We start from the raw sequence: 25435 nt of genomic DNA, 5'->3' as shown, positions 1-25435 counted from the left end.
ATACGGGAGGCCGGGCAAAAAGCCCAGCCCCATTTTTGGAGCGGAAGACGGGATTCGAACCCGCGACCCTCGCCTTGGCAAGGCGATGCTCTACCCCTGAGCCACTTCCGCATACATCCACGCCTCTGATGGGCAAGACTGCAAGAGAAATTATATTCGCAGACACCCAGCTTGTCAACTCACTGTATCAAAGAACTGAAGTGTCCGCATTTTTCCAGAATTAGTTGCCAATTTTCTGTTCTTCTGGACTACTCGGTGATGCAACAGGCGATTTGGGTATGCGTCCAGCTAAGTAGGCTTGTCGGCCTGCTTCCACTCCTTTGGCCATTGCAGCAGCCATCTGTACCGGATTTTTTGCTTTGGCGATTGCCGTGTTGACAAGCACAGCATCCGCACCAAGCTCTAAAGCCAATGAAGCATCTGATGGCGATCCAATTCCAGCGTCTACAATCACCGGAACACGTCCGTTAGCTTCTTCAATAATACGCAAAATACGTTCTGGATTAGGCAGTCCTTGACCGGTTCCAATAGCCGAACCGAGTGGCATAACCGCAGCACATCCTATTTCAATCAGTCTTCGAGCAACAATATGATCGTCAGTTGTGTAAGGAAGTACAATAAAGCCTTCAGAAACCAATTGGTGTGCAGCTTCTACAGTAGCAATCGGATCGGGCAAAAGTGTTCCATCATTGGGAATAACCTCTAATTTAATCCAGTTAGAGAGACCGGCAGCACGTGCCAAGCGCGCTGTACGTACCGCTTCTTCCGCGGTGTGGCAACCTGCTGTGTTTGGAAGCAAAGTATAGCGATGGATATCAATGTAATGTAGCAGAGATTCCTCTGGTTGCTCTAAATTCACACGTCGAACCGCTACCGTAACGATTTCAGTTCCTGATGCTGCTAAAGATTCCTTCATCAACTCATTCGATGCGTACTTTCCGGTTCCTACCATTAATCTAGAATGAAACTTCTGTCCAGCAATATGTAGTAAGTCTGTCATAATCATGCTCCTTTTCTTTATACAGTGTAAGTTTGGAAATGATTAGCGATTTTCAACCTCCACCTACAAATCGTACAATTTCCAGTTCATCACCATTTGACAAATGAATCATGGACCAATTTTCGCGAGGAACAATTTCTTGGTTTCGTTCTACTGCTATGCGTTCTTCTTGTAAACGTAAGCTATTTAAAAAATCGAGCAGCGTCCAGTTATCTTCAATGCTTATATCTTTGCCGTTGACACGGATCTGCATAGTTATCTCCTTCTCTCCAGTTGCCCTTGTCGTATATCAGTAGGGAAAAATGATTTCCAGTTTTCTTCAACATCACGACCTGTGAGCAGATGAGCAAGAATTTCAGATGTGATGGCTGAAAGTAAAATTCCGTTTCGAAAATGTCCGAGTGAGAGAAACAGTCCAGGAATTGTGGGCACGGGACCAATAAGTGGCGGACCACTCCCTTCAGGTCGCAAACCTGTCCATGTATGAATGAATTCAGAATGGCCAAGACCGGGGCAATCCGCTTCAGAGAATATAAAAGCCACGCAAGTGAATCGCTACTGGGAGATTTATCATATCCAGCTTCACGTTCTTCCGTTGCTCCCACTACAATTTTTCCATCGCGTTTGGGAACCAGGTAGGCGTGTTGTGAAAACACTGTATGTTGAAGTTGTAAATCGCGGGGGCGAATAGCCATCATTTGCCCCTTCACAGGATGAATGTCAATGGAAAGTTCAAGAGACCGTAACAGTGATGTAGCAAAAGCTCCAGCAGCTAAAACCAGTCGTTCAGCTTCAAAACTGGTATCTTGATGAGTGTAAACACGAAAACAATCGGCGGTCTTTTCCACACGTAAAATTTCAGTCTGTTCTAAAACCGAAGCAAAATGGTGAACAGCTATGCGCAGGGCATCCATGAAACGGTGAGCATGCAAATTTCCGTCATCCGGCAAATATAGACCCCCAGGCAAGGGGCAAGTGAAGGTTCACGACGGGCAACTTTCTCGCCAGACCACCATTCGCAACGAAGTCCAGCGGCTTCTTGCCATTGAGCTTCTTTCTCCAAAAAGGATTTCTCTTCATCATTAAAAGCGAGTTGTAAAATCCCATTTTGAGTGAGTTCAATGTCTATGCCGCTGTCTTTTCTTAGTTCTGCAGCAAATTCAGGGAAAATGGAGCGGCTCGATACACAGAGATCAAGCATAGGCCCGGGCCGATCCGCTTCTAGTTGAGCGCCAAGCATTCCAGCCGCAGCGCTTGAAGCTTCTTGACCTATTCTACCGCGTTCCACGAGTAGTACATTCAATCCTTTTTTGGCAGCTTGCCAGGCTATGGATGACCCAATCGCACCACCGCCAACGACAATAACATCATAGATGCGCCTCATCGTTCATTCTCCTCCTTGAAAAAGGGGGTTTTTGGAGCGATATGACAAGCAAGCATCGTTTGCTTGAGTCTGTATGCCGCCTCTTTTGGATTCTCGGCATCCAGCACAGCGCCAATCACAGCCACACCACTGCATCCTGTCGCAAGCACCGACTCAACATTTTCCTCGTCAATGCCGCCAATTGCCAAAACCGGAATGGAGAGTTTTTCGACCACAAGTGATAAGGCGGCAAGTCCGCGAGGTGCCAGCTGAGGGTGGGATGCACTTGGGAAAACGTGACCAAACGTAACGTAATCCGCTCCTGCGTTCTCAGCAAACATTGCCTCCTCCAAGGAATGTACGGAACAGCCAAGCATTCCTTGCCATTTGAGTTGATTGCGCAATGCATGCGCCGTGGCAACAGGCAATGATTGAGCCGCTAAATGTACGCCATCGAGTTTCTCAGCTAAAGCCAAATCCATTCTGTCGTTGACAAAAATTTTTGTGGCGAGATGGAGTCTGTTTAAATTTTCTTTTAGGTTTTTTACTAACTCAAGTGTACGAAGTACAGGCATTTTTTTATCGCGAATTTGAATAACATCCGCTCCACCTTCAGCAGCTTCCGAAAGAGCTTCAATTAACGGCAATTGGTGACGATCGCGATCGCTAATCATATGTAAAACTGGAGTCATCATGCACCTCACATAAAAAAGCCGCACCTGAAGAAACAGGTACGGCGGGATTCCATTCTTAACCCAGCAAACGCAACCTTGCCATAAATTGTTCAGCTTCAAGTATCTCATTCACACAACTTTGCGTCAAGAAGGTGAAGGGATGCTCTTCGTCCTGAGGTCCATGCTATGATGAAAAAAGTAAGGTTGGGGAGTGAGGAATGGTGGACTTTACAGAACGGTATTCTCGCCAAATTCGTTTTCAACCCATTGGCAAAGAAGGGCAACAAATGCTGTCCGCTGCTCGTGTCGCCATTGTTGGGCTTGGAGCGCTCGGTACCGTATTGTCCAGTCAATTAGTTCGAGCTGGTGTGGGTTATTTACGGCTCATTGACCGCGATGTGATTGAAGTCTCAAATTTGCAAAGACAACTTCTTTACACTGAGCAAGATGCTGAAGCGGGGCGAGCGAAGGCGGAAGCTGCAGCAGAGGCCCTTGCCAAAGCTAACAGTCAGATTCAGATTGAACCTGTCTTGACGGACGTAACGGCTGTGAATGCAGAAGAATTGCTTGGCGATGTGGATGTGATTGTAGATGGTACGGACAATTTACAAGTGCGATATCTTATCAATGATGTAGCAGTGAAACACGGAATTCCATGGAGTTATGGAGGAGCTGTGAGTTCTTATGGAACCACGGTATTTATTGAACCTGGGCAGACACCTTGTTTAGTTTGCTTGTTTGGTGCAGATGACGGATCGGCCGGACACGATACTTGTGACACAGTAGGTGTTCTAGCACCGATAGTGAGTATGATTGCGTCGATGCAGGTGGCGGAGATCATGAAATTTTTAACGGGGAATAGGCAAGCGCTCAAACGCGAGATAACTCATGTGGATATTTGGCAGAATGAATTTCGGTCTTTACGTCTCGGAACGCCTAAAGAAGAGTGTATATGCTGCCAAAAAAGACAATTTCTTTCTCTTCAACACAAGGACGAGGGATTGGTGGTTTCTTTTTGCGGTCGACATACCATTCAAATTAAACCACAAGGAAAGTTGAACGTTTCCCTGGCGATACTTGCAGAGCGCTTGAAAGCATTGGGACGTGTGCAAGCGAATCGCAACTTGCTCCGCTTTGAAACGTCAGACTGCACCATCAGTTTGTTTGCTGATGGACGCGCTTTAATTCATGGTGTGGATGATATTTGGGAAGCGAAGAGAATCTACGCGCAATACATAGGTTTATAAAACGGAGTACGTTCATCAGACTCGTCCATAAGAATTAAAAAAGAAAAGTTGAAAAAAGCCGTTGACATCTCTCTGCAGACTTGTTATTATCAAAAACGTCGCTTCGGACGAGGCGGATGAAGAGTGAGCCGAGAGAAAAGCAAATTTGCTTGGGCCTATAGCTCAGCTGGCTAGAGCGCACGACTGATAATCGTGAGGTCAGAGGTTCAAGTCCTCTTAGGCCCACCAAGCTTTTAAAAAATCGACTTGCAAGGAATCGTAAAGTGTGGTATAGTTCCACGGTCAGCGCTGAATCTGATGTGCCCGTAGCTCAGCTGGATAGAGTGCTTGACTACGAATCAAGAGGTCGGGAGTTCGAATCTCTCCGGGCACGCCATGCCGAAGTGGCGGAATTGGCAGACGCACACGACTCAAAATCGTGCGGGAAACCGTGCCGGTTCGAGTCCGGCCTTCGGCACCACAGTGGGGCTATAGCTCAGCTGGGAGAGCGCTTGAATCGCACTCAAGAGGTCACCGGTTCAAATCCGGTTAGCTCCACCAGACGGTCGCCTGTGCCTCAACCAGGATGTGTATATTCCTCGATAGCTCAGCGGTAGAGCATCCGGCTGTTAACCGGAGGGTCGTAGGTTCGAATCCTACTCGGGGAGCCATATATATGGCCCCATGGTCAAGCGGTTAAGACACCGCCCTTTCACGGCGGTAACGCGGGTTCGAGTCCCGCTGGGGTCACCATGGGCGGTTAGCTCAGCGGGAGAGCACTCGCTTCACACGCGAGGGGTCGGCAGTTCGATCCTGCCACCGCCCACCAGCGGACGAGTCGCTGGCATTGCCTGAAAAGTCTATATCGCGGGGTGGAGCAGTTGGCAGCTCGTCGGGCTCATAACCCGAAGGTCGCAGGTTCGAGTCCTGCCCCCGCAACCAAATGGAGCTGTGGTGTAGAGGCCTAACATGCCTGCCTGTCACGCAGGAGACCGCGGGTTCGAATCCCGTCAGCTCCGCCAAATTTCTCTACCGCGGGCCTATAGCTCAGCTGGCTAGAGCGCACGACTGATAATCGTGAGGTCAGAGGTTCAAGTCCTCTTAGGCCCACCAGAGTATGGTGGGTTTTTTCATGTCCGAATTTCTTCATTTAGTAATATTCAATATTTCAATGGAGAAAGAGGCGTTCATCGATTGACGTCATGATGTTCTTCCGGTATTGTTTTGCTTAGTTGAGACGAGTAAGCAGAGTTGAGCTGGGCCGAGTTGAGCGTTTCATTCCATGCATGGGCATCGAGTCTGTGTATTTTCTGTCTTCGGCCCCTCTGTCATAGGAGGGTAATCTTATGCTTTTAGTCATTGATAATTTTGATTCTTTTACCTACAATCTTGTCCATTATTGTGGTGAACTGGGTGCTGATATCATTGTGCGCCGCAACGATACACCACTTCATGAGCTAAAGAATCTCTCGCCTTCACAAATCATCATCTCTCCAGGACCTTGTACCCCAACAGAAGCAGGTATTTCAGTAGAAGCTATTCAATATTTTTCAGGACGCATTCCTGTTCTGGGAGTTTGTCTGGGACATCAAGCATTAGGGCAAGCCTTTGGTGCAGAAGTGGTGCGTGCCCCGCTATGTATGCATGGAAAAACGTCTCCTATCCATCATCAACAAGACCATCTTTTTGCTCAAATTCCTAGTCCTTTTCTTGCTACGCGATACCATTCTTTGGTCGTTCGCCGCGACACTTTACCGGATTCCTTTTCTGTTACGGCAACCGCGGATGGGCTAATCATGGCTATGCGCCATCAACCAAGCGGTGCTGTGGGTGTTCAGTTTCATCCTGAATCCATTCTTACAGAACATGGGAAACAAATCCTTGCTAATTTTTTGGCGAGCTAAAGAAAGGTTATACAACGCGATGAGCGAGAGGAGAAGTTGGAACGATGCAAAACTTTAAATATGAAGAAACTCTTGAGATCGATCCGTTTTATTTTTATCTACACAGCTTGGAAATTGTACCACCTTTTCACGCGTATTTGCTGGATGCGGCGTACGATAAACAGGCTGATACACGTTTTTCCCGTTCGATTCTTGGTTTAATGCCGTTGATTGAAGTAATTGTGAAAGATGGAAAAACGTTTATTTATGCCAAAACAGGTCTCGCCGAATGGCTGGCTCAAGAACTCCAGCCCAATGTGATTGAATTCGAAGGAAGCTTTGTTTCTGCTGTCGCTGAGAAACCTTGTGCAGTATTTACGGATAATCCTCTGGAGGTATTAGAACGTTTGCGCCTTTTGTTGCGGCAAAAGATTTTTACCGAAAACCAACCTATCCCCTTTTCGGCTGGTTTCTTGGGCTATATTGGCTATGACAGTGTGCATTATTTAGAAAAGCTGCCTAAAACCACATTGGACGATCGCGCTTTGCCTGACATTCGCTTACAACTCCATGCTTTTACGATTCATTTGCAAGTGAATCGATTGCAAATGTTCAGTTTGTTGCCTGAACTGAGAGGCTATCTTTCTAAAGAAAATATGCTCCTGCTAGAAAGCGTTCAAATGCAAGTTTTGAACTTGTTGGACCAAGGCACATCGGAAGAACCCCGAAGACTGAAAGAGGCAGCAGCGGCTAGTCAAGATACAGTCGATATTGAGGATGAAGTCTCGGCTGAAACTTTTATGGGTAATGTCGAACGTGCACGAGAATATATTCGCGCAGGGGATATTTTTCAGGTCGTGTTATCCAAGCGCATGAAAGCGAGCGCTACGTTACATCCTTACATTGCGTATGATCGATTGCGCAAATTGAATCCGTCGCCTTACATGTTTATGAGTGAATATCCCGACATGCGACTCTTTGGTGCAAGTCCGGAAGTTCAGTTGCGTGTGGTTGATGGATTGGCCGAAATGAAGCCGATAGCTGGCACCTCCAAAGGCAGAGGCAAATCCGCAGCTGAAGATCAGGCGTTGGCTGAACAATTGTTGAATGATGAGAAAGAACGGGCTGAACATTTGATGCTTGTTGATTTATGCCGGAATGATTTGGGCAGAGTTTGTACCATAGGATCGGTTCATGTTCCGGACTTCATGGTAGTAGAGCCGTATTCTCACCTTTTTCACCTGGTATCCACAGTGCGTGGTCAATTGCGAGAGGATGTGAGTGTTTTCACAGCTCTCTTGGCCACATTTCCGGCGGGTACACTATCGGGAGCTCCAAAAATTCGTGCTATGGAAATTATTGATGAATTGGAGACATTGCGTCGAGGACCTTACGGTGGTCTGTTAGGTATGGTCGATCTCGATGCAAACGCCAATACGGCTATTATCATCCGCTCAGTGGTAGAGGAAAACCAAGCATACTATGTGCAAGTCGGGGCGGGTATCGTGATGGATAGCGTTGCCGAGCAAGAATGGCAAGAGTGTAATCGCAAAGCGGGCGCAATATTAGATATTTTGTCGCAACCCATGGCAACGCAAAAGTGATATACTAAAAATGGCATCCAGCTCGAAACCTGCAGACGTCACATCTGTGGAGAGGTTTGAGGAGGAACCGTCATGGGAGACAGTTTACAATTTGATTTGTCGGCAGCAGAATGGCGTCGAAATGCGGCTGACGAGCAGGCGCTCTTGGAAGGGTTGGCAGAGCGGCTTTGTTCCGCCTTACCTCAGCAAACAGAGGTAATTCGGGAACATGGTCTTTTTGTCCGCCATCCGCGTGTGACTCAAATACGAGTGCTGTTTGAGATGTACCATTTTCAGTTGACCATGACGAAAACACACGGTTTGTTGGCAGAACGTGCAAAGGTAGTTCGCGGTATCCGCTTAAAAACAGAGGAGATGTCATTTGGAGAATGGCTTGACGCTCTTTCTGTAGAACTGTCTCGGATGGCGGCTGAACACGAAGATGTGCAACAAAAACTCTATCAATTTTTAATGTCTTGACGATCCTTTTCCAAGGGTCGTTTTGACATTTCATGGTCAACAACGTATTTGACCCTTCACCTCATCCGTTGCTAACGAAATGATAAAGGGGGAATGCCAAGCGTGTGGTTTTCCAGGAAAAACCAAGGCGGTTTGTCCAAAAGTGAACGATTGGCAAAAGAAAATGCGGCTCTCTATCGTTCGGAACGCGCGATAGCAGCCTTTGAACGTGGGCAGTTGCCTGAATATGTCGAAGCGCGAGCGAGGAAGCAAGTTCAGCATGAACTCCCCTGGACGAGTAATTTATCGGTTGCTGAATGGGCGCTGTTAGCCCGCTATGGTTTGCGACCCTTAGGTCAGGTCATGGGAGCAACAGTGTATCATCAGGCAGAATGGAAAATGGTTTTAGGTCGACAGAATCGTTACGCAGGCGGATGGAATACAGGTTTTAACGGGATGTATGTGAATTTATATTCCGGAAGTTGTTTTTTGAATGAATTAGAACAAGGGATGTATGAAGCGCGTTGGCTTGCTTTGCAAAGATTGAGAGCAGAGGCGGCGTTGCTTGGAGCGCACGCAGTGGTTGGGGTCAAAGTCAAGCTGGTTCCAGGCACGGTGGATAGCAGTTTGGAAATGACAGCTATGGGAACGGCAATAACTCTCGATTTGCCAAGTGTGGATGAGCCTCTTCTTTGTACGGTCAGTGCACAAGATTTTGTTCGACTTGTTCATGCAGGGAGTATTCCGGTTGGCTTAGCCCTTGGGGTCGGAATCTATTATCAGGTCAGCCAATGGAATGATGTTTGGCAATCTGGAAGTTATAGCAATCAGGAAATGTATAGTTATACTGATGCGGTTTATCAAGCCCGACATCGGGCTGTACAGGAGATGCGCCGACACGCAGCAGAAAGTGGCGGAAATGGTGTGTTGGCTCATGAAACTGGATTGCGGGTAGAGGAAGTAGAGGTAGAGTATGGGGAGGGCGATATCCGTCTCAATCATGTGGTGGAATTTTTCGCAATGGGCACAGCGATTTCTCATCGCAAGACCCATCTGGATGAACGACCTCAGTCGGTAGTATCGCTCAATACTTGATAAGCTCTGTAAAGGGATATAAGGAGTTGATCTGTTTGCCTGTGAACAATGATTTACCCGAGCACGCGCTTGAACGTTTGCGAGGATTGCGAAGTCAGGGTCACCCTGGCGGCGTATTCACGTCGGATTTGTCAGTCAACGAATTTTTGCTCGTACGAGATGCTGGATTTGAGCCCATTGGTTTAGTTGTCGGATCGTCCATATATCATATTGGTTATCAGCAGGCTATGTGGCGTCAAAGTATGGAAATGGATGTTTTGACACAAGCCATGTATCACGCTCGTGAACTTGCCATGTCTCGAATGGAGGAAGAGGCAGCGGAGCTAGGAGCGGATGGCGTAGTAGGCGTTCGTCTGGAAGTGACGCGCTATGAGTGGGGAGCCGATATGGCAGAGTTTTTGGCGATTGGCACGGCAGTTGCAGCTAGAGAAGGCGGTCATTCGTACAAGTCTCATTCGGGGAAACCCTTTACTTCAGATTTGTCTGGGCAGGATTTTTGGACCTTGCTTCAAGCAGGTTACAGGCCGCTTTCGCTCGTGATGGGCAGTTGCGTCTATCATGTGGCCCACCAAGGTATGTTTCAATCTTTAAAAAATGTAGGTCAGAATGTTGAACTGACCAACTTTACGCAAGCACTCTATGATGCTCGTGAATTGGCCATGGAGCGAATGCAGACTGAAGCTCACGAAGAAAAAGCAGAAGGGATTGTGGGTGTCCGCTTAGAAGAGCGATCACACGGATGGGGTTCACATGTGATTGAATTTTTCGCTGTAGGAACGGCTGTTACGCCTATCCGGGCTGATCACAATATCAGCAAACCACAGTTGATACTTTCTCTCAACGATTGACCATAAGTTAAATTTTTCTTTGAAATAGATTGTAAATTTATCACAAATGGTTGGAGGGAATAAAAATGGGATTATTTAAAAGAGCATCAGAAATTGTGGAATCTCAAGTCAATAAGCTATTGGATAAATTAGAAGATCCCAATGCTACTCTCGATCTCTCTTATGAAAAAATGGTTTCTGGCTTGCAACAAGTTAAACGTCATCTGGCAGATGTAGTCACAGAGCAAAAAGCGCTCGAAAATCAAATTCGTTCCACAGAAAAAGAAATTGCCGACAGAGAGGAAGAAGCGCGGGCGGCGCTTAAGGTGGGACGCGAGGATTTGGCCAAAAAAGCACTTGAGCTCAAACAGTCTGCTATGGCCAAATTAGCAACTCTCCAAGATTCCCTAACTAAAATCGAAACTCAAGTCAATCGTCTTAAGGAAGCTGAACAAAAGTTTCAAGAACGTATCTCAAATTTCAAAACTGAGAAAGAAGTTACCAAAGCAACTTATACCGCCGCACAGGCTGAAGTTCGTATGGGTGAATCATTGTCAGGCATCAGTAAAGAATTAGGCAACGTGGGGGATACCTTGCGTCGTGCCAACGATAAAACGGAACGTATGGTGGCTCGCGCAGAAGCGATGCAGTCCCTTGCAGATGAAGGGATTTTGGACGATCCATTAGATAACCGAGATGCTGTGCAGAAAGAATTGGATAAAATTCGCAAAGACGCATCTGTTTCTGATGAATTGGAGCGCCTCAAAGCAGAAATGGCCGAAAAGAAATCATAAATTGGCAAGTTGAAAATCCTATTTGTGCAGCACGGGCCCTTTGCATTTCTGACCCAACGAATGGGCTCGTGCTTGCGTCTTGGTAACGCCTAAAGTATAATGTTCGGGCATACAGCAAAAACAATGCGTCCGTAGCTTAGTGGATAGAGCGCTGGCCTCCGGAGCCAGAGGTCGGGGGTTCGAATCCCTCCGGACGCGCCATAAAAATTAGGAACTGTCCTCAAATAGCAGAAATGCCAAAAGGGACAGTTTTTCTTTTGCGTAAAATTCCCGAATATTCACATTACAAAATGAATGCAAGAGTTGATAAAGCGGGAAAAGCGCTTTATCAACTCTTCTTACATAGGATGAAAACTTGTATGAGCTGTGTTAGCTAAGTGAGGAAGGTGAAGACCCGTAAATACCATGCATGCCATGCATGCCACCCATGCTCATATGTGGCATATGGGTGTAAACAGGTGTCATGGTCAAAGAGTCGTAATGCGCTATTGTGACGTGTTTACCTGTTTTGATAACCTCAACGGTCGGACAAAGTAAGAAGAAGAGTACGAAGATGATAAGAAATACAACTGCCCAACGTGTGTAAACTCCAAATGCTCCCATGTCTGTCATTCCTCCTTCGTGAGATAGTTCAGAAGATGCTGGGACAAACGCCGCCGGGCACAGGCAAAAGCGGAGATTCGAAAAAAGATTTATGGATCATTTACTGGTGATAATAATAAATATACGTTATAATGAATAAAAATTTATCAAAGAGGCTGGATATGTACAGCTCTTTATGAAGAGATACGCAATGAGGAGGTGGTATGGGTTATGAACCAACCGCGTATTGGCGTTGTTGGAGCAACGGGTTATGCCGGAGTGGAGTTAATACGTATTCTCAGTCGCCACCCTTTGCTGAAAATAACGTACTTAGCAGCTCAAAAGCTAGAACAGTCAGAGACGTATGGTCATAAAATCAGCGCTTTTCGCCAGTTTGGAGAACTGCCTGCTTTGGAACCATTTGATTTAGAACGCTGCCTGGATTTGTGCGATCTCGTTTTTCTTGCCCTACCATCTGGCATATCTGGCCGTTTGGCTTTGCAAATTCATCATGCTGGCAAAAAAGTGATTGATCTCTCAGGCGATCTTCGCTTGCCCAAAGAGGTGTATGAAAGTTGGTATGGACTAGCTTCACCTCTCACGCAAAAAGACACACACGCAGTGTATGGATTATCTGACTGGCAAGCTGAGCAAATTGCTAATCAATCATTGATTTCTAATCCTGGTTGCTACGCTACAGCGGCGCTGCTCTCTCTTTTGCCGCTTTGTCAAACAAAACTTGTGGAAAGTCAGAGCGTATGGGTTGTCGATGCAAAATCAGGATCAACCGGAGCAGGCAAAAGTCCGCAGCCTCATTTATTGCTCAGTGAATTGTCCAATAATTTTTATCCTTACCGTGTGGGGTGCCATCAACATACACCTGAAATTGAACAAAAACTCCAGGAAGAATCCAAACAAGCTGACCTGCAAATTCAATTGACTACACAGTTGCTGCCTATTCCACGAGGAATCCTTGTATCTGCTTATATACCGCTTTGTTCAACGATCAGTTTTACGGATTTATATGAAATTTATCAAAATGCATATCATGATACACCTTTTGTTAGCATACTGCCATGTGGCGAATGGCCGCAAATTCAAAGTGTTTTAGGAGCTAACACTTGTCATATTGCGCTGCATGTTGATAATCGCACCCAAATGCTGCAAATATTTGCTGTGATAGATAACTTACAAAAGGGCGCTGCAGGACAGGCGGTACAAAATATGAATTTAATGTTGGGTTGGCCCATGGAGACAGGGCTTTCACTGATAGGAAGTGCGCCTTGATGGGCAAGGGGATGATAGCTTGAGTGTACTCATTAAAGTTGGCGGTTCGCTGGGCGAACAGGCCGCACCATTAATTCGTCCTTTACAGAATTTACAAAATCAATCTCGTTCATTTGTGATTGTTCATGGTGGTGGTCCCCGTATCAATGCAGCTTTAGAAGCGGCTGGTATGAAATTGCCTTTCCATAATGGATTGCGTCGTACCCATAGTCAAGCCATGGTCATTGTGGACGCTGTGCTCGGATTTTCAGTTAACAGTGAATGGGTTTCTTTATTACGTGCCAACGGCATTGCGGCAGTTCCTGTGCATGGAGCAAAATCGGGACTTTTCCTCGCCGAATCTTATGAGGGCGATCACACTGCGGATTGGGTGGAAGCCTACGCTGGACCACTTGAAGCAGCCTTTGTGCGTCATGAAATCCCAGTAGTCGCGCCGATTGGTCACAACTCCCGAGGGCAACGCATGAATATCAATGCAGATGCAGCAGCAGCAGCTTTGGCTGGTTCGCTGCAAGTTGAAAAACTTGTTTTTTGCACAAATGTGTCTGGGATCTATCTAAATTTTCCATATGGAGATCGGATAGATTCCATCACAGACAAAAAATTAGAAAGGTTATATCAGCAGGGGATGTTTGAAGGTGGTATGCGGCCCAAAGTGGAGGCTGTATTGAATGCGCTCAGGTATAAGGTAAATGCGGTTTATGTAGTTGATGGGGAAAATGAAGCTGCTATTGAATGGGCTTTTGCCAACCATCCTGAAGAGCCGGTGTCTGGAGCATTGGGCACTCGCATAACCCGATATTTAAATGAATAGTAGAGAGGAAGTGTCGCTCATGTTGTTTCAAAATTATGGCTCGCGCGAACTTACGATAGTGCGAGGACAGGGAGTTTGGTTGTACGACGAACAGGGCAGGGACTACTTGGATATGACTGCTGGCATTGCAGTTACAAGTCTGGGGCATGCTCATCCGCGTCTGGTGGAAGCTATTTCCCATCAAGCAGCCACATTACTGCACTGTTCAAATTTATATCAAATTCCTCAGCAAGAAGAAGTGGCTAAAAAACTGATTGAATTTTCAGGTTTGGATGCTGCGTTTTTCTGCAATTCTGGAGCAGAGGCAAATGAAGCAGCATTAAAATTAGCGCGGCGTTATGCGTCCACTCAACATGCTGAAAAAACGATATTGCTTTCTTTGCCAGGGGCGTTTCATGGCCGTACTTATGGTGCTCTGTCCGTAACGCCAAAGCCAGCGTATCAGGAGGGCTTTGGACCGCTTTTGCCGGATTGTCATACTCCTACTTCATTTGAAGAAGTCCTGTCCTCTGTAAACAGTGATACAGCCGCTTGTATAGTCGAGGTCATTCAAGGTGAAGGTGGTGTTCAACCCGTACCTCATGAATTTCTGCAGGAACTCCAAAAGCGTCTCAAGGCTGTCCATGCACTCCTGATTGTCGATGAGGTGCAGACAGGGATAGGTAGAACCGGTGACTGGTTTGCTTTTAGAAGTGCAGGTCTAGATCCTGATATTGTAACTCTGGCTAAAGGGTTGGGTGGTGGCGTACCGGTTGGCGCTGTTCTTGCCAAGCAAGAAGTGGCCAAAACTTTTACAGCTGGATCGCACGGAACGACATTTGGTGGAAATCCATTAGCTATGTCAGCGGCAAAAACAGTCCTCGAAGAAATAGAAAAAGGAAATCTTTTAGAGCAAGTTAGGCGAGTAGGAGATAAAGTGAGACAATTTTTAGAAGAACATTTTACGCAGGTGAGCGGTCAAGGATTAATGTGGGGGTTTACCATCTCAGAAGATGCCCGGAATTTTGTCAAAAATGCACAAGAAGTAGCTGGTGTATTGATGACAGCTGTTGGAGAAAACCGTATTCGCGTGGTTCCTCCTTTAATCTTAGAAGAGGAAGATGTAGATGAGTTTGCAAAAAGAATCTATACTATCTTATGAATAATTTTGCGTCGTATAGACGCGTTGTTTCTTCCTTAGGTAATCGCTTTCAATCGCTTGATAAGAGAAAAAGCGCCATTTTACGGCACTTTTTTCTTTTATTAAGCGTTTTCAGCCAATTTTGTTTCTTTAAATTGTTCATAACATGCTGTATAATAAACCATGGCTATCTCGTCGCAGTTGTGGAATTTTTTACAATAAATGCAATCTTTCCATACCTTGCGAGGCAATGTTTCTTTTTCTACAATCTGAAAATTCAATTTCTTGAAAAATGTCGTCTGATAAGTTAGTGACAAGACTTGCGGGATTCCTAACTGTTCAGCCTCCGCAGCGAGATGTTCCACAATCATTCGGCCAATGCCTCTACCGTGAGAGGCAGCATCAACCGCCAAGGAACGAATTTCAGCCAAATCTTTCCAAAGAATGTGCAATCCAGCCACACCGAGAATACGGTTGCCTTCAGATACAACTGTAAAAGCATGAAGGTTTTCGTACAAAGACTTTTCAGATCTCGGCAACATTAAACCCTCGTTGGCAAATGTCTGAATGAGATGTTGCATTTGCGGGACGTCGTGAACCGTTGCTTGGCGGATTTCCATGCAATGGCCTCCTTTCAGTGTTGAGAATAGTTATAACATGTTGTAGTATTTATATGCAATATATCGTATATTATTTCATATCCAACCGTGTCAGGCGTCTACAGTAATACAGTAAACAGCGGGATCGTCCAATGTGGTCTATCACTATTTATTGAAATATTTAGAGAAAAGGTGAGAAGAAGTGGAGAAGAATAAAGAATGGATGGGTCAACTGACCCAGAATATTGACCGTGAACACGATGCATGTGGTCTCTTTGCCAGGATTGAGAAAGATGGCAAACAAAGGCGAGAAACAGTGCTTGCTGGTATCCGAGCATTAGCAGCTATGCGTCATCGTGCCGGCTATGTGCGCCAAGAAGGTGATGGATGTGGCTTGCAATTGGACATCCCGCGTGCGCTTTGGCAGAAAAAATTGGCGTTGGCTGGTCAGAATGCTGAAGCAGTGTGGGAAAACGGTTTTTTTGTAGGTCATTTCTATTTGCAACGTGCACAACGCTCGAAAGCGTTGGAAAAAATTCACCTAGCTTTCAAGGAAGCTGGCATCAACATTTTGCTTGAGAGTCATCAAGAGGTGGATGAAACGGCTTTAGGTGAGTCGGCAAGTCGTGAGAATCCAATCTTTTTGCAAATAGCAGGTTATTCAGAAGAGCATTCGTTGCGAGAAAAATTGTTTACGCTCGCTCTACAGTTAGAGGAAGATCGACAAATACATGTGGTTTCACTCGATACGGATACAGTGGTCTATAAAGTAGTCGGTGACGAACAAACTCTTTATCGTTATCATAAAGATTTGCAAGATCATTCTATAGAGAGCAGTGTAGTGCTTGCGCATACTCGTTATTCCACGAATACTGCAACTGCCTTTGCTCGTGTTCAACCTTTTGCAACCTTAGGGCATAATGGGGAAATTAACACCATTAGCCGTTTCTATTCCGAAGCAAAGATGGCGGGATTTTCTCTGTCGGCAGATGCCAGTGATTCCCAAATGGTGGATAGGTTTATGCATGGGTTAATGGCTATGCGCAACTGGAGTTTAATGGAAAGTATGGAGCTTATCTTCCCTCCCATTCTATTTGAAATTAAGCGTATGCCTAAAACGCTGATCAATCTCTACATGTTTTATCGTGCCCTGTGGGGCCCGTTTGCTCAAGGACCGGCTGGAGTTATTTCGCGCTATGGAGATGAATTGGTTGCCTCAGTGGACGCGCTCGGTTTGCGTCCTATGTGGTTAATGGAAACAGAAGACGCTTGGACTTTGGGGTCGGAACAAGGTTTGGTACCTGCGCAAGAGTGGGTTTCTTCTCCCAAACCGCTTTCTCCTGGAGAGAAAATTGCTTTTCTGCTCAAAGAACGCAAGCTTCTAACTTATAAAGAAGTACAGGAAACCGTATACTCTCGAGCCAGTTTGCGTTTTGACTTTCATACGTCGGCTAAAACACTGCGTTTTTCTGGATTATTTGTTCGTGAACACCATGCTTCTCATCCACAACGCGATACTCAGGCGTTTGCTGTTCGTGCAGCTGCCTTAGGTTTTCGTGAAGAAGATTTGAAATTGCTGGAAGCCCATATCCATACAGGTGCTGAACCTATTCGTTCACTGGGTTATGATAGCCCATTGGCTCCTTTTGCCGATGGATTGAAACTGGTCAGTGATTATTTGCAAGAATCGGTAGCTGTTGTGACTAATCCAGCTATCGATCGGGAACGTGAAATTGAGCATTTTAGCACAAGAGCGGTATTGGGACGTCGGCCAAGTTTTACGGAACGCGAAGATCATGCAATGCGTATAGAAATACAGGCACCTCTTTTGCTTGAAGAACAGCCATATGATGTTGATCTCGATAGTGCCTCTCTGCAATCTCTGGCCCATCGATTAGGAACCATGCTTTATGAAGATGCGCTCGATTCTTTGCATACTCGCCCTGAAGCTACAGCGGAGTTGATGCTGGTACGCCAGTCGGATGAGTCTCTAGAAAACTTTTTGCAGCGCTTGAGGCAAGATGCGAAGCGGGCAGTGGAACAGGGAGCCGTTTGTCTTGTGTTGGACGATCGGTTGCAATTTCGACGGGGCGAGTTTGTCGATCCGCTGCTTGCCTTATCTGCAGTTCAGCGTGTTCTATGGGAGAATCATGCCGATGATGGAGAAATGTTGCGTCGGCATACGAGCATTCTTCTGCGTAGCGGAGCGCTTCGCAATTTGCATGATGTTGTTTGTGCTCTTGGACTTGGTGCAGATGCGGTTGTTCCATATATGATGTGGGAATATGCAGCTCGCAAAGGTTCATTACCCGCTTTGGAAAATCTCTATAAGGCACTATGCAAAGGCTTAGAAAAAGTTCTCTCAACTCTAGGCATTCATGAATTGAGGGGCTATGAGCGTTTGTTTGGTGGAATCGGACTTTCGGAAGAAATAGCTCAATGGCTTGGGGTACCTAATTTTTGTGGTGGTAAAAGCATAGGATTGACCTTTGATGTGCTTGAAGAAGATTCCCAGAAGCGCAGGCAACTTTATCAAGTAGCATCGGAGAAACTATTGCCCCGCCAAAAGAATTTTCAACTTTATCCACGTATATGGAAAAGCGCGGGCCAAGTGGCTGAAGGGCAAACCAGCTATCAGCAATTTTTCAGCAAATTGGATGCGTTTGAGAAAGAAAATCCACTTTCCTTGCGTCATGTGATGGATTTTCGGACTACAGAGACAAAGATAGATAAAAAGGATGTAGATACCGCGATCGACATTCATGACTATCCAATTTTGATTTCTTCTATGTCCTTTGGTTCGCAAAGTGAAGTGGCGTACAGGGCTTATATTGAAGCGGCAAAGCGCCTAAACATTGTTTGTGTCAATGGTGAAGGTGGTGAAATTAAAGATTTACTGCACCGCTATCCCCATCATCGCGGTCGTCAAATCGCCTCTGGCCGTTTTGGTGTCAATGCTGAACTTTGTAATGATGCCTATATGCTGGAAATTAAAATAGGTCAAGGTGCAAAACCCGGCGAAGGTGGACATTTGCCTGGTTCCAAAGTGACGGAACAGGTGGCGAAAGCTCGTAATGCAACTATGGGGACGGATCTTATCTCACCCTCAAATAACCATGATATTTATTCTATTGAAGACTTGGCGCAGGTGATTTTTGAATTAAAGCAAGTGAATCCACATGCAAAAGTGGGTGTAAAAGTTCCTGTTGTTCCTAATATTGGTACGATAGCTGTGGGTATTGTAAAAGCTGGAGCAGATATTGTAACGCTTTCCGGATTTGATGGTGGAACTGGTGCTGCTCGTGCCCATGCTATTCGTCACGTTGGATTGCCAATGGAAATTGGAATCAAGGCAGCACATGATGCGCTTGTAGCGGCAGGATTGCGTGAAGTAGCCGAAATCTGGGCGGATGGAGGCATCAAATCTGGTGCCGATGTTATGAAAGCCGTTTTGCTTGGAGCTAATCGAGTTGGCTTTGGTACTATGGCAATGGTAGCTATTGGTTGTACTTCTTGCCGTGCGTGCCATAAAGATACTTGTCACGTGGGGATTGCCACTCAAATGCAGGATATGGAGGAAGCTCGAGAAAAGGGTCTAACCGCATTTCAACCTCGTGATTTTGAGCAAGCTGTAGATCAACTGGTTCGTTTCTTTGGGGCTATCGGTGAGCATGTTGCAGAATTAACTGCTGCGCTTGGTGCCACTCGGACACAGGATTTAGTGGGACGACGTGATTTATTGAAACAAATTTCCCATCAGCAAACGGTTCATCTTGCAGATTGGTTGAAAGTGGATGAAAAAACCAGAGGAGTAGGCAGTCAGATCATCTATCGTGAATCGGTATCGCTTGCTGAAGAGAATCTATTAGCGGTCGAGGCAACGGGAACGGATAGTGTAACAGCGCATTCAAGTTATAACGGGACGGAAATAACGGCACCATCGTCTGATAACGTTCGAGTTCCGCGTCTTGTTAGAGCGCTCGGTACAGAGCAAAGTGGTCAGGCGGTACGTTCACGGATAGTTGCCAATGAACATGTGGAGTGGCATGAAGTAGCCGGTAGTGGATTTGCCGCATACAGTACAGCGGGAATGGTGCATACAGCGTGGGGTGGAGCACAAGACGGTGTAGGTAAAGGCGCTTTTGGCGGGCGTGTCCTGATTCTCAAACAGCGTGCTAAAAACGGACGTTGGCTGGGTGGCAGCGTAGGTAAGAGTTTGGCCTACGGGGCACAAAGTGGTTTGTTTATCATTCAAGGTAACGCAGACGCTCGCGCAGGTATTCGCTTGTCAGGTGCAGACGTGATTATTGCTGGTGAACCTGAGGGACCGGTGGATAACGGTGCGTTTCTGGCAGCTAACGCCAATATTAAAGGTTTTGCTTTTGAATATATGACCAACGGACGTGCTCTGGTTCTTGGCGATCCCGGTTCTTGGATTTGCGCAGGTATGACAGGCGGAACGGTTTATTTGCGCTGGAACCCAAGTTGGGGATTGACGGAGCAAACATTGCGCATGCGTTTGGCAAAAGGCGCAAAAGTCTCTTTACGTTACTTGGATGCGGATGGAAATCATGATGTGCGCGAATTGCTGGGACAATATATGAAGGTATTGCGCTTGAGTGGCCAATGGGAAGAGGCGGCCAAGATTCAAAAATTGGCGAATCAGCCAAGTGATCATTTTATGATGGTCAAACCGGGCCAAGATATTACCGATCAAGATATTGCGACCGAATAAGAAATGAACAAAAGATGATGGGCAGTTATTGTTTCGAGCCAAACTCTTTTACTAAAGAGAGGCTCTTTTTTTTATTTTGATAGAGAAATTGACGAAATGCATATAAGAGAACGAATCAAAGGAAATGTAAAAAAAAAAACGGCTATTCATCGGTATGAATTTTATCTTGATAAATATACATATTGGTGTATAATAATTCAGTGACGATGGATCGCTTCAAGAGTGATTCCCCATGCAAAATTGTTTGATCAGCATGGTGAGGAGGAGTGCTAATCATGAGCATCAGAAAATGGCAGCCTGTAGAATCTATCCAATCTTCAGTAGTGGCGCTTGGTAAGGGGTATCTGTCTGTGCGTTTACAAACCGCGTTGTTTGAAGCGCACCGCAGTTTACGAGGCCGCCATCTGCTCGATTTTTCCGATATAACCAGTGAGGAATTAAAACGTTTGCTACAGTTGGCTCATGTGTTGAAAGAAGCTCAAAAGAGTGGTTTTACTCACCATCTTCTGCAAGGAAAAACACTAGCCATGATATTTGACAAAGCGTCGACTCGCACGCGAGTTTCATTTGAGGTCGGTATGTCACAACTTGGAGGGTCAGCGCTCTTCCTCTCGAGTGAACAGACACAACTATCCCGTGGGGAACCTTTGCCAGACACAGCCCGTGTACTTTCACGTTATGTGGATGGCATCATGGTACGCACATTTGCCCATGCTTCTTTACAGGAATTAGCTTCTTACGCTACGGTGCCCGTCATTAACGGATTGACGGATGAACATCATCCCTGTCAGTTACTTGCAGATGTTTTGACGCTAGAAGAGCATTTTGGATCACTTGCTGGACTAACGGTCGCTTATGTAGGTGATGGTAATAATTTGGCTCATTCGTGGCTGCAAATAGCGCCGAAGCTTGGTATTCATATTAGAGTGGCAACGCCTCCTGGTTATAGCCCTCTACAATCGGTGGTTGACGAAGCCAAGATGCATGCTGTTATGCAAAGATCCCAAGTTTTAGTAACTACCGATGCTGAACGAGCTGTCACAGGAGCAGATGTGATTTACACAGATGTCTGGACCAGCATGGGGGATGAAGAGGAATACGAAGAGCGTTTGCAGGTATTTGCCCCTTATCAGGTCAATGCTAATCTCGTATCCAAAGCGAATCCCAATTATCTGTTTTTACATTGTCTACCTGCACATCGTGGTGAAGAGGTAAGCGCAGAAATTATAGATGGTCCGCATTCTAAAGTGTTTGATCAGGCAGAAAATCGTCTTCACGCTCAAAAAGCAGTTTTGGCCGCTTTGATGGCTGATGCAGGTTCATTTGGGGAGGAATTGAAATGAGTGAAAAAGTAGTATTAGCCTACTCCGGGGGATTAGATACATCGGTTGCTATTGCCTGGTTGAAAGAGAAATATGGCTACGATGTGGTTGCCATGTGCGTCGACGTAGGTGAAGGAGAAAATTTAGAAGCTGTGCAGCAAAAAGCTTTACAAGTCGGGGCGATCAAATCGTATCGCATCGATGGTGTCAAATTGTTTGCCGAGCAGTTCATTTTGCCAGCGCTCAAAGCAGGCGCACTCTACGAAGGTAAATATCCTTTAGCTTCAGCTCTTTCGCGACCACTGATTTCTCAACTTCTAGTGGATGTGGCTGCTAAAGAAGGAGCTGTTGCTGTGGCTCATGGTTGCACGGGAAAAGGGAATGACCAGGTGCGTTTTGAAGTTTCTATTCAAGCACTCAATCCGCAACTAAAAGTTATCGCGCCTGTTCGTGAATGGGGATTTACGCGTGACGAAGAAATTCAGTTTGCTGCTGAACGAAATATTCCATTGCCGATTACCAAAGAAAATCCATTCTCGATTGATGCTAACCTGTGGGGACGGGCTATTGAGTGTGGCGTGCTGGAAGATCCTTGGGCAGAAGCGCCTGAAGATGCTTTTGCTTGGACCATACATCCCGTAAATGCCCCAGAATATCCTGTGGAATTGACCATTGGTTTCGTCGCTGGTTGTCCTGTTTCCTTAAATGGTGAAGAGATGCCTTTAGCTACACTGATTTCAAAGCTCAATCAAATAGCAGGGCAAGCTGGTGTGGGACGTATTGACTGTGTGGAAAATCGACTTGTAGGGATCAAGTCGCGTGAGGTTTATGAAGCGCCAGCAGCTGTGACATTAATTCAAGCTCACAAAGAATTGGAAGCTTTAACGCTGCCTCGTGAAGTGGCCGAATATAAAGCTCAGGTAGAACTCCAATATCACAAATTAATTTACAATGGACTTTGGTTTTCTCCGCTGAAATCAGCTCTTGATGCTTTTGTGACAGAAACTCAACGTTACGTGACTGGTGAAGTGCGAGTTGTGTTATACAAAGGTCACTTGCAAGTAACTGGCAGAAAATCACCCTATTCACTCTATTCGCATCAATTGGCCACCTATTCAGAAGGAGATATGTTCCATCATCAGGATGCGGTAGGATTTATTCAATTGTGGGGCATGCCCACGAAAGTTCAAGCCAGCATTCAAGGCAGTCAAGTTCCAGGTGTTAGTGCGGATGACATTATCGAACATATACAAGTCGCTTCAGATGAGAGTGCTTCACCAACTTTAACAGGTGAAGTCGAGGGGGAGACGGTACAGTTATGAAACTTTGGGGAGGCAGATTCACAGAAGCAACCCATCATTTAGTAGAAACTTACACAGCTAGTATTTCATTCGATAAGAGGCTGGCCGTCGCTGATGTGACGGGCAGCCTCGCCCATGTTCAGATGCTGGCCAGTGTTGGTGTTCTGACAAACTCAGAAGCAGAAACCATTCAATCCGGGTTGCAGGAGATTGTCGAAGAAATCAAAACAGACAATTTTCCTTATCGAATTGAAGATGAAGACATTCATATGAATATTGAACGAAGATTGACGGAAAAAATAGGTCCTTTAGCTGGAAAACTGCATACAGCGCGCAGTCGCAATGATCAAGTAGCTCTTGATATGCATCTGTACATGCGTGAGGTGTTTCAAACCATTCTTAATGAACTTCACCTACTTATGCAGGCGCTTGTAACTACAGCAGAAGAGTACCTCGATGTGATTTTTCCCGGTTATACGCATTTGCAGAGAGCTCAGCCAGTTCTTTTCGCTCATCACTTGTTAGCGTATTTCTGGATGTTTCAACGCGATGCGCATCGTTTTCGCGATGCTCTGAAACGTACGGATTGTTTACCGCTTGGTGCAGGAGCCCTGGCTGGTACTACGTTCCCTGTCAATCGCCAGCAAGTAGCAGAGATTCTTGGTTTTTCAACGGTTTATCCTAATTCTATGGATGCTGTGTCCGATCGCGATTATCTTTTGGAATTTCTTTCTCATGCAAGCATTTGTATGATGCATTTATCTCGTCTTGCTGAAGAAATGATTCTTTGGACCAGTGAGGAATTTGGTTATATTGAATTGGCCGATCGCTATTGCACAGGTTCGAGTATGATGCCCCAGAAAAAGAATCCAGACGTTCCAGAATTAGTGCGTGGTAAAACTGGGCGGGTTTATGGCCATTTGATAGGATTACTCACCGTGCTCAAAGGACTGCCACTGGCCTATAACAAGGACTTACAGGAAGACAAGGAAGGTATATTTGATACGATAGATACATTAATTCCTGCTTTGCAACTTTTTACAGGAATAATTTCAACACTTTCAGTGCGTCGAGATCGACTTCAAAAAGCACTGTCCAGAGATTTTTCTGCCGCTACCGATGTTGCCGACGAACTGGTGCGCATGGGAATTCCCTTCCGCCAAGCTCATGCATTGGTTGGAAAATGGGTGCAGCGTGCTTTAGAACAGGGATTGACATTAGCTACATTGCCACTTGAAGAATATCAGAAAGATTGTCCTGAATTGGATGATCGCGTTTTTGAGTGGTTGGACATACGGCGCGTGGTAGAAGCAAGAACTTCCTACGGTGGAACAGCTACTGTTGCCGTCAAACAGCAGTTATTAGAAGCTAAAGCGACGCTTCAATCGTTCTTATAAGGGAAACACTCTTCACGTTGCTGTATAAAATTTTAGAATGCTGTATATTGAATAAAAAACAGAGATGGGTGTGAGAGAAGTTGCAGACGGCCCCATGTATTGTCCAGAAGTTTGGCGGTACATCTGTCGGTAATCCAGAGCGTATCCGCCATGTCGCACGTCGAGTTATGGAAGAGATAGACAAAGGGAATCGCGTTGTTGTGGTTGTCTCAGCTATGGGACACAGCACGGATGAATTGATAGAATTGGCCAAGACAATTTCTTCTCGACCGCATGGCAGAGAAATGGACGCGCTTCTTGCCACTGGTGAGCAAGTATCCGCCGCTCTCTTGGCTATGGCGCTTATTGAACTGGGTCAGCCAGCTTGTTCTTTGACAGGATGGCAAGTTGGAATCGAGACGAATCACATTTATGGATCTGCGCGTATGTTGCGAATTCGCACTGACCGTTTGCAAATGTTGCTGGATGCAGGCAAGGTTCCAGTAGTTTGTGGATTTCAAGGGGTAGTGGATGGCAACATCACCACGCTGGGCAGAGGAGGTTCAGACACAACAGCGGTGGCTTTAGCAGCAGCTCTGAAAGCTAAACGTTGTGATATTTATACAGATGTGACGGGAGTTTTTACCACAGATCCTCGCGTAGTGCCGCAAGCTCAAAAATTAAGTCAGGTATCTTATGATGAAATGCTGGAGTTAGCTGGCCTTGGTGCTCAGGTTTTGCATCCGCGTGCTGTAGAAACGGCCAAGGCGTTTGGCGTACCTCTAACTGTGCGTTCAACGTTTCAACATGAAGAAGGGACGATGGTTGTGGAGACCGTGGAGATGGTAGAAAGACAAAAGTCTGTGACGGGGATCGCTTTTGAACGAGAAGTGGCGCGTCTTGCTCTGATTGGTGTGCCCTTGCAAAAACATGGACTAGCTGTTGTTTTTGGCAAGCTTGCAGACATTGGTGTCAATGTTGACGTGATCGTTCAAAGTGTAGTTCAAGAAGAAACTGTAGACGTTTCATTTACAGTATCTGAGTCTGATGCTTTGCGTTCTCTGGATGCTTTAAAAAGTTTACAGTCGGAACTGCAATTTTCGGATATTCAAATGGAAACAGGGCTCGGTAAAGTTTCCATCGTAGGCGCGGGAATGATTACTCATCCAGGCGTTGCGGCAGAAATGTTTTCTTGTTTGGCAGAATCCGGGATACCCGTTAGTATGGTATCTACTTCTGAGATGAAAATTTCCTGTATGATTCGTGGTCAACAAGTGGACACTGCAGTTACTGCCCTGCATCGTCAATTTTTAGAGGAATCTCCAACCGTAAATACTCATGTGGAGTTTGCATAAAACGCTCTTTTTTGCGATCCGATTTTATGAGTGATGAAAA

General features: G+C 45.9%; 20 protein-coding genes, 12 tRNA genes and 1 pseudogene. 26 read left to right on the top strand and 7 right to left on the bottom strand.

Translation table 11 applies throughout. The annotated features are described in order from the left end of the window. Nucleotides 1–36 precede the first annotated feature (36 nt). From FY534_RS09865 to FY534_RS09840, 5 genes and pseudogenes are all read right to left on the bottom strand, one after another. Nucleotides 37–111 (bottom strand) — tRNA-Gly (locus FY534_RS09865). A 109-nt stretch (nucleotides 112–220) separates the two neighbouring features. After that, a complete protein-coding gene (locus tag FY534_RS09860; protein ID WP_238413490.1) occupies nucleotides 221–1000 on the bottom strand; it encodes a thiazole synthase in 780 nt (259 codons plus the stop codon). Between the two features lie 52 nt (nucleotides 1001–1052). Further along, nucleotides 1053–1253 (bottom strand): sulfur carrier protein ThiS, encoded by a 201-nt coding sequence (thiS, locus tag FY534_RS09855; protein ID WP_203114448.1) that lies wholly within the window; start codon nucleotides 1251–1253, stop codon nucleotides 1053–1055. A gap of 2 nt (nucleotides 1254–1255) precedes the next feature. Further along, nucleotides 1256–2384 (bottom strand): annotated as a pseudogene (gene thiO, locus FY534_RS15045) (glycine oxidase ThiO). Continuing rightward, entirely contained in the window at nucleotides 2381–3055 is a 675-nt protein-coding gene (locus FY534_RS09840; protein WP_203114445.1) for a thiamine phosphate synthase, read from the bottom strand. The pseudogene thiO and the gene FY534_RS09840 overlap by 4 nt, the downstream one beginning before the upstream one ends. Before the next feature lie 200 nt (nucleotides 3056–3255). Here FY534_RS09840 and FY534_RS09835 point away from each other — a divergent pair, with 200 nt between their 5' ends. The 18 genes from FY534_RS09835 (at nucleotide 3256) to FY534_RS09750 (ending at nucleotide 11105) form a co-directional block, all read left to right on the top strand. Next, on the top strand, nucleotides 3256–4284 hold the full coding sequence (locus FY534_RS09835) for a ThiF family adenylyltransferase (RefSeq protein WP_203114444.1): 1029 nt from the start codon (nucleotides 3256–3258) through the stop codon (nucleotides 4282–4284). A gap of 151 nt (nucleotides 4285–4435) precedes the next feature. After that, nucleotides 4436–4512 (top strand) — tRNA-Ile (locus tag FY534_RS09830). Nucleotides 4513–4583: 71 nt separating this feature from the next. Further along, nucleotides 4584–4660, top strand: a tRNA-Arg gene (locus tag FY534_RS09825). 1 nt (nucleotide 4661) lies between these two features. Continuing rightward, nucleotides 4662–4744, top strand: a tRNA-Leu gene (locus FY534_RS09820). A gap of 4 nt (nucleotides 4745–4748) precedes the next feature. Further along, nucleotides 4749–4824 (top strand) — tRNA-Ala (locus FY534_RS09815). A gap of 35 nt (nucleotides 4825–4859) precedes the next feature. Beyond that, nucleotides 4860–4934, top strand: a tRNA-Asn gene (locus FY534_RS09810). Between the two features lie 7 nt (nucleotides 4935–4941). Beyond that, a tRNA-Glu gene (locus FY534_RS09805) sits at nucleotides 4942–5016 on the top strand. 1 nt (nucleotide 5017) lies between these two features. Beyond that, a tRNA-Val gene (locus tag FY534_RS09800) sits at nucleotides 5018–5092 on the top strand. A 37-nt stretch (nucleotides 5093–5129) separates the two neighbouring features. Further along, nucleotides 5130–5205, top strand: a tRNA-Met gene (locus FY534_RS09795). A gap of 3 nt (nucleotides 5206–5208) precedes the next feature. Continuing rightward, nucleotides 5209–5285, top strand: a tRNA-Asp gene (locus tag FY534_RS09790). Between the two features lie 14 nt (nucleotides 5286–5299). Then, a tRNA-Ile gene (locus tag FY534_RS09785) sits at nucleotides 5300–5376 on the top strand. Nucleotides 5377–5609: 233 nt separating this feature from the next. Next, entirely contained in the window at nucleotides 5610–6167 is a 558-nt protein-coding gene (locus FY534_RS09780; RefSeq protein WP_072873407.1) for an anthranilate synthase component II, read from the top strand. A gap of 44 nt (nucleotides 6168–6211) precedes the next feature. Beyond that, nucleotides 6212–7750: an anthranilate synthase component I family protein gene (locus FY534_RS09775; RefSeq protein WP_203114443.1), complete on the top strand. Its 1539-nt coding sequence runs from the start codon at nucleotides 6212–6214 to the stop codon at nucleotides 7748–7750. Nucleotides 7751–7822: 72 nt separating this feature from the next. Then, the gene (locus tag FY534_RS09770; protein WP_072873406.1) at nucleotides 7823–8209 is read left to right on the top strand and encodes a hypothetical protein; all 387 of its coding nucleotides are present in this window, start codon (nucleotides 7823–7825) and stop codon (nucleotides 8207–8209) included. Between the two features lie 102 nt (nucleotides 8210–8311). Continuing rightward, entirely contained in the window at nucleotides 8312–9283 is a 972-nt protein-coding gene (locus FY534_RS09765) for a heavy metal-binding domain-containing protein (protein ID WP_238413489.1), read from the top strand. 41 nt (nucleotides 9284–9324) lie between these two features. Beyond that, the gene (locus FY534_RS09760) at nucleotides 9325–10131 is read left to right on the top strand and encodes a heavy metal-binding domain-containing protein (RefSeq protein ID WP_129583520.1); all 807 of its coding nucleotides are present in this window, start codon (nucleotides 9325–9327) and stop codon (nucleotides 10129–10131) included. Nucleotides 10132–10196: 65 nt separating this feature from the next. Beyond that, entirely contained in the window at nucleotides 10197–10904 is a 708-nt protein-coding gene (locus tag FY534_RS09755; protein WP_072873403.1) for a PspA/IM30 family protein, read from the top strand. 125 nt (nucleotides 10905–11029) lie between these two features. Then, nucleotides 11030–11105: transfer RNA gene (locus tag FY534_RS09750), tRNA-Arg, on the top strand. Nucleotides 11106–11273: 168 nt separating this feature from the next. Here the strand turns inward: FY534_RS09750 and FY534_RS09745 are convergent. After that, nucleotides 11274–11507, bottom strand: coding sequence for a hypothetical protein (locus FY534_RS09745; RefSeq protein WP_129583518.1), 234 nt, complete (start codon nucleotides 11505–11507; stop codon nucleotides 11274–11276). A 210-nt stretch (nucleotides 11508–11717) separates the two neighbouring features. On the opposite strand from FY534_RS09745, the gene argC reads away from it, so the two are divergent. The 3 genes from argC to FY534_RS09730 are packed head-to-tail and all read left to right on the top strand — an operon-like array spanning nucleotide 11718 to nucleotide 14728. Further along, entirely contained in the window at nucleotides 11718–12773 is a 1056-nt protein-coding gene (gene argC, locus FY534_RS09740) for an N-acetyl-gamma-glutamyl-phosphate reductase (protein ID WP_072873401.1), read from the top strand. A gap of 19 nt (nucleotides 12774–12792) precedes the next feature. Beyond that, entirely contained in the window at nucleotides 12793–13587 is a 795-nt protein-coding gene (argB, locus tag FY534_RS09735) for an acetylglutamate kinase (protein WP_203114441.1), read from the top strand. Between the two features lie 19 nt (nucleotides 13588–13606). Then, on the top strand, nucleotides 13607–14728 hold the full coding sequence (locus FY534_RS09730) for an aspartate aminotransferase family protein (protein WP_238413488.1): 1122 nt from the start codon (nucleotides 13607–13609) through the stop codon (nucleotides 14726–14728). A gap of 101 nt (nucleotides 14729–14829) precedes the next feature. On the opposite strand, the gene FY534_RS09725 is transcribed toward FY534_RS09730, so the two are convergent. Continuing rightward, nucleotides 14830–15327, bottom strand: coding sequence for an N-acetyltransferase (locus FY534_RS09725; protein WP_072873398.1), 498 nt, complete (start codon nucleotides 15325–15327; stop codon nucleotides 14830–14832). A 181-nt stretch (nucleotides 15328–15508) separates the two neighbouring features. Between FY534_RS09725 and FY534_RS09720 the strand changes: the two genes are divergently transcribed. From FY534_RS09720 to FY534_RS09700, 5 genes are all read left to right on the top strand, one after another. Then, nucleotides 15509–20041, top strand: coding sequence for a glutamate synthase-related protein (locus FY534_RS09720; RefSeq protein ID WP_370541528.1), 4533 nt, complete (start codon nucleotides 15509–15511; stop codon nucleotides 20039–20041). 275 nt (nucleotides 20042–20316) lie between these two features. Continuing rightward, nucleotides 20317–21384, top strand: a complete 1068-nt coding sequence (gene argF, locus FY534_RS09715; protein WP_072873397.1) for an ornithine carbamoyltransferase — start codon at nucleotides 20317–20319, stop codon at nucleotides 21382–21384. Next, a complete protein-coding gene (locus tag FY534_RS09710) occupies nucleotides 21381–22685 on the top strand; it encodes an argininosuccinate synthase (protein ID WP_203114439.1) in 1305 nt (434 codons plus the stop codon). The genes argF and FY534_RS09710 overlap by 4 nt, the downstream gene beginning before the upstream one ends. After that, a complete protein-coding gene (gene argH / locus FY534_RS09705; RefSeq protein WP_203114438.1) occupies nucleotides 22682–24061 on the top strand; it encodes an argininosuccinate lyase in 1380 nt (459 codons plus the stop codon). Before FY534_RS09710 ends, argH begins: the two co-directional genes overlap by 4 nt. A gap of 80 nt (nucleotides 24062–24141) precedes the next feature. Beyond that, nucleotides 24142–25395 carry an aspartate kinase gene (locus FY534_RS09700; protein WP_238413487.1) on the top strand — a complete coding sequence of 418 codons (1254 nt, stop codon included), beginning with the start codon at nucleotides 24142–24144 and terminating at the stop codon, nucleotides 25393–25395. The last annotated feature ends 40 nt before the right edge of the window (nucleotides 25396–25435 follow it).

The sequence above is a fragment of the Alicyclobacillus sp. TC genome, from assembly GCF_016804365.1.
GTDB classification, from domain to species: domain Bacteria; phylum Bacillota; class Bacilli; order Alicyclobacillales; family Alicyclobacillaceae; genus Alicyclobacillus_I; species Alicyclobacillus_I tolerans.
Note: the sequence above shows the minus strand (reverse complement) of the source record. Positions and strands in the feature narration are given on the sequence as shown.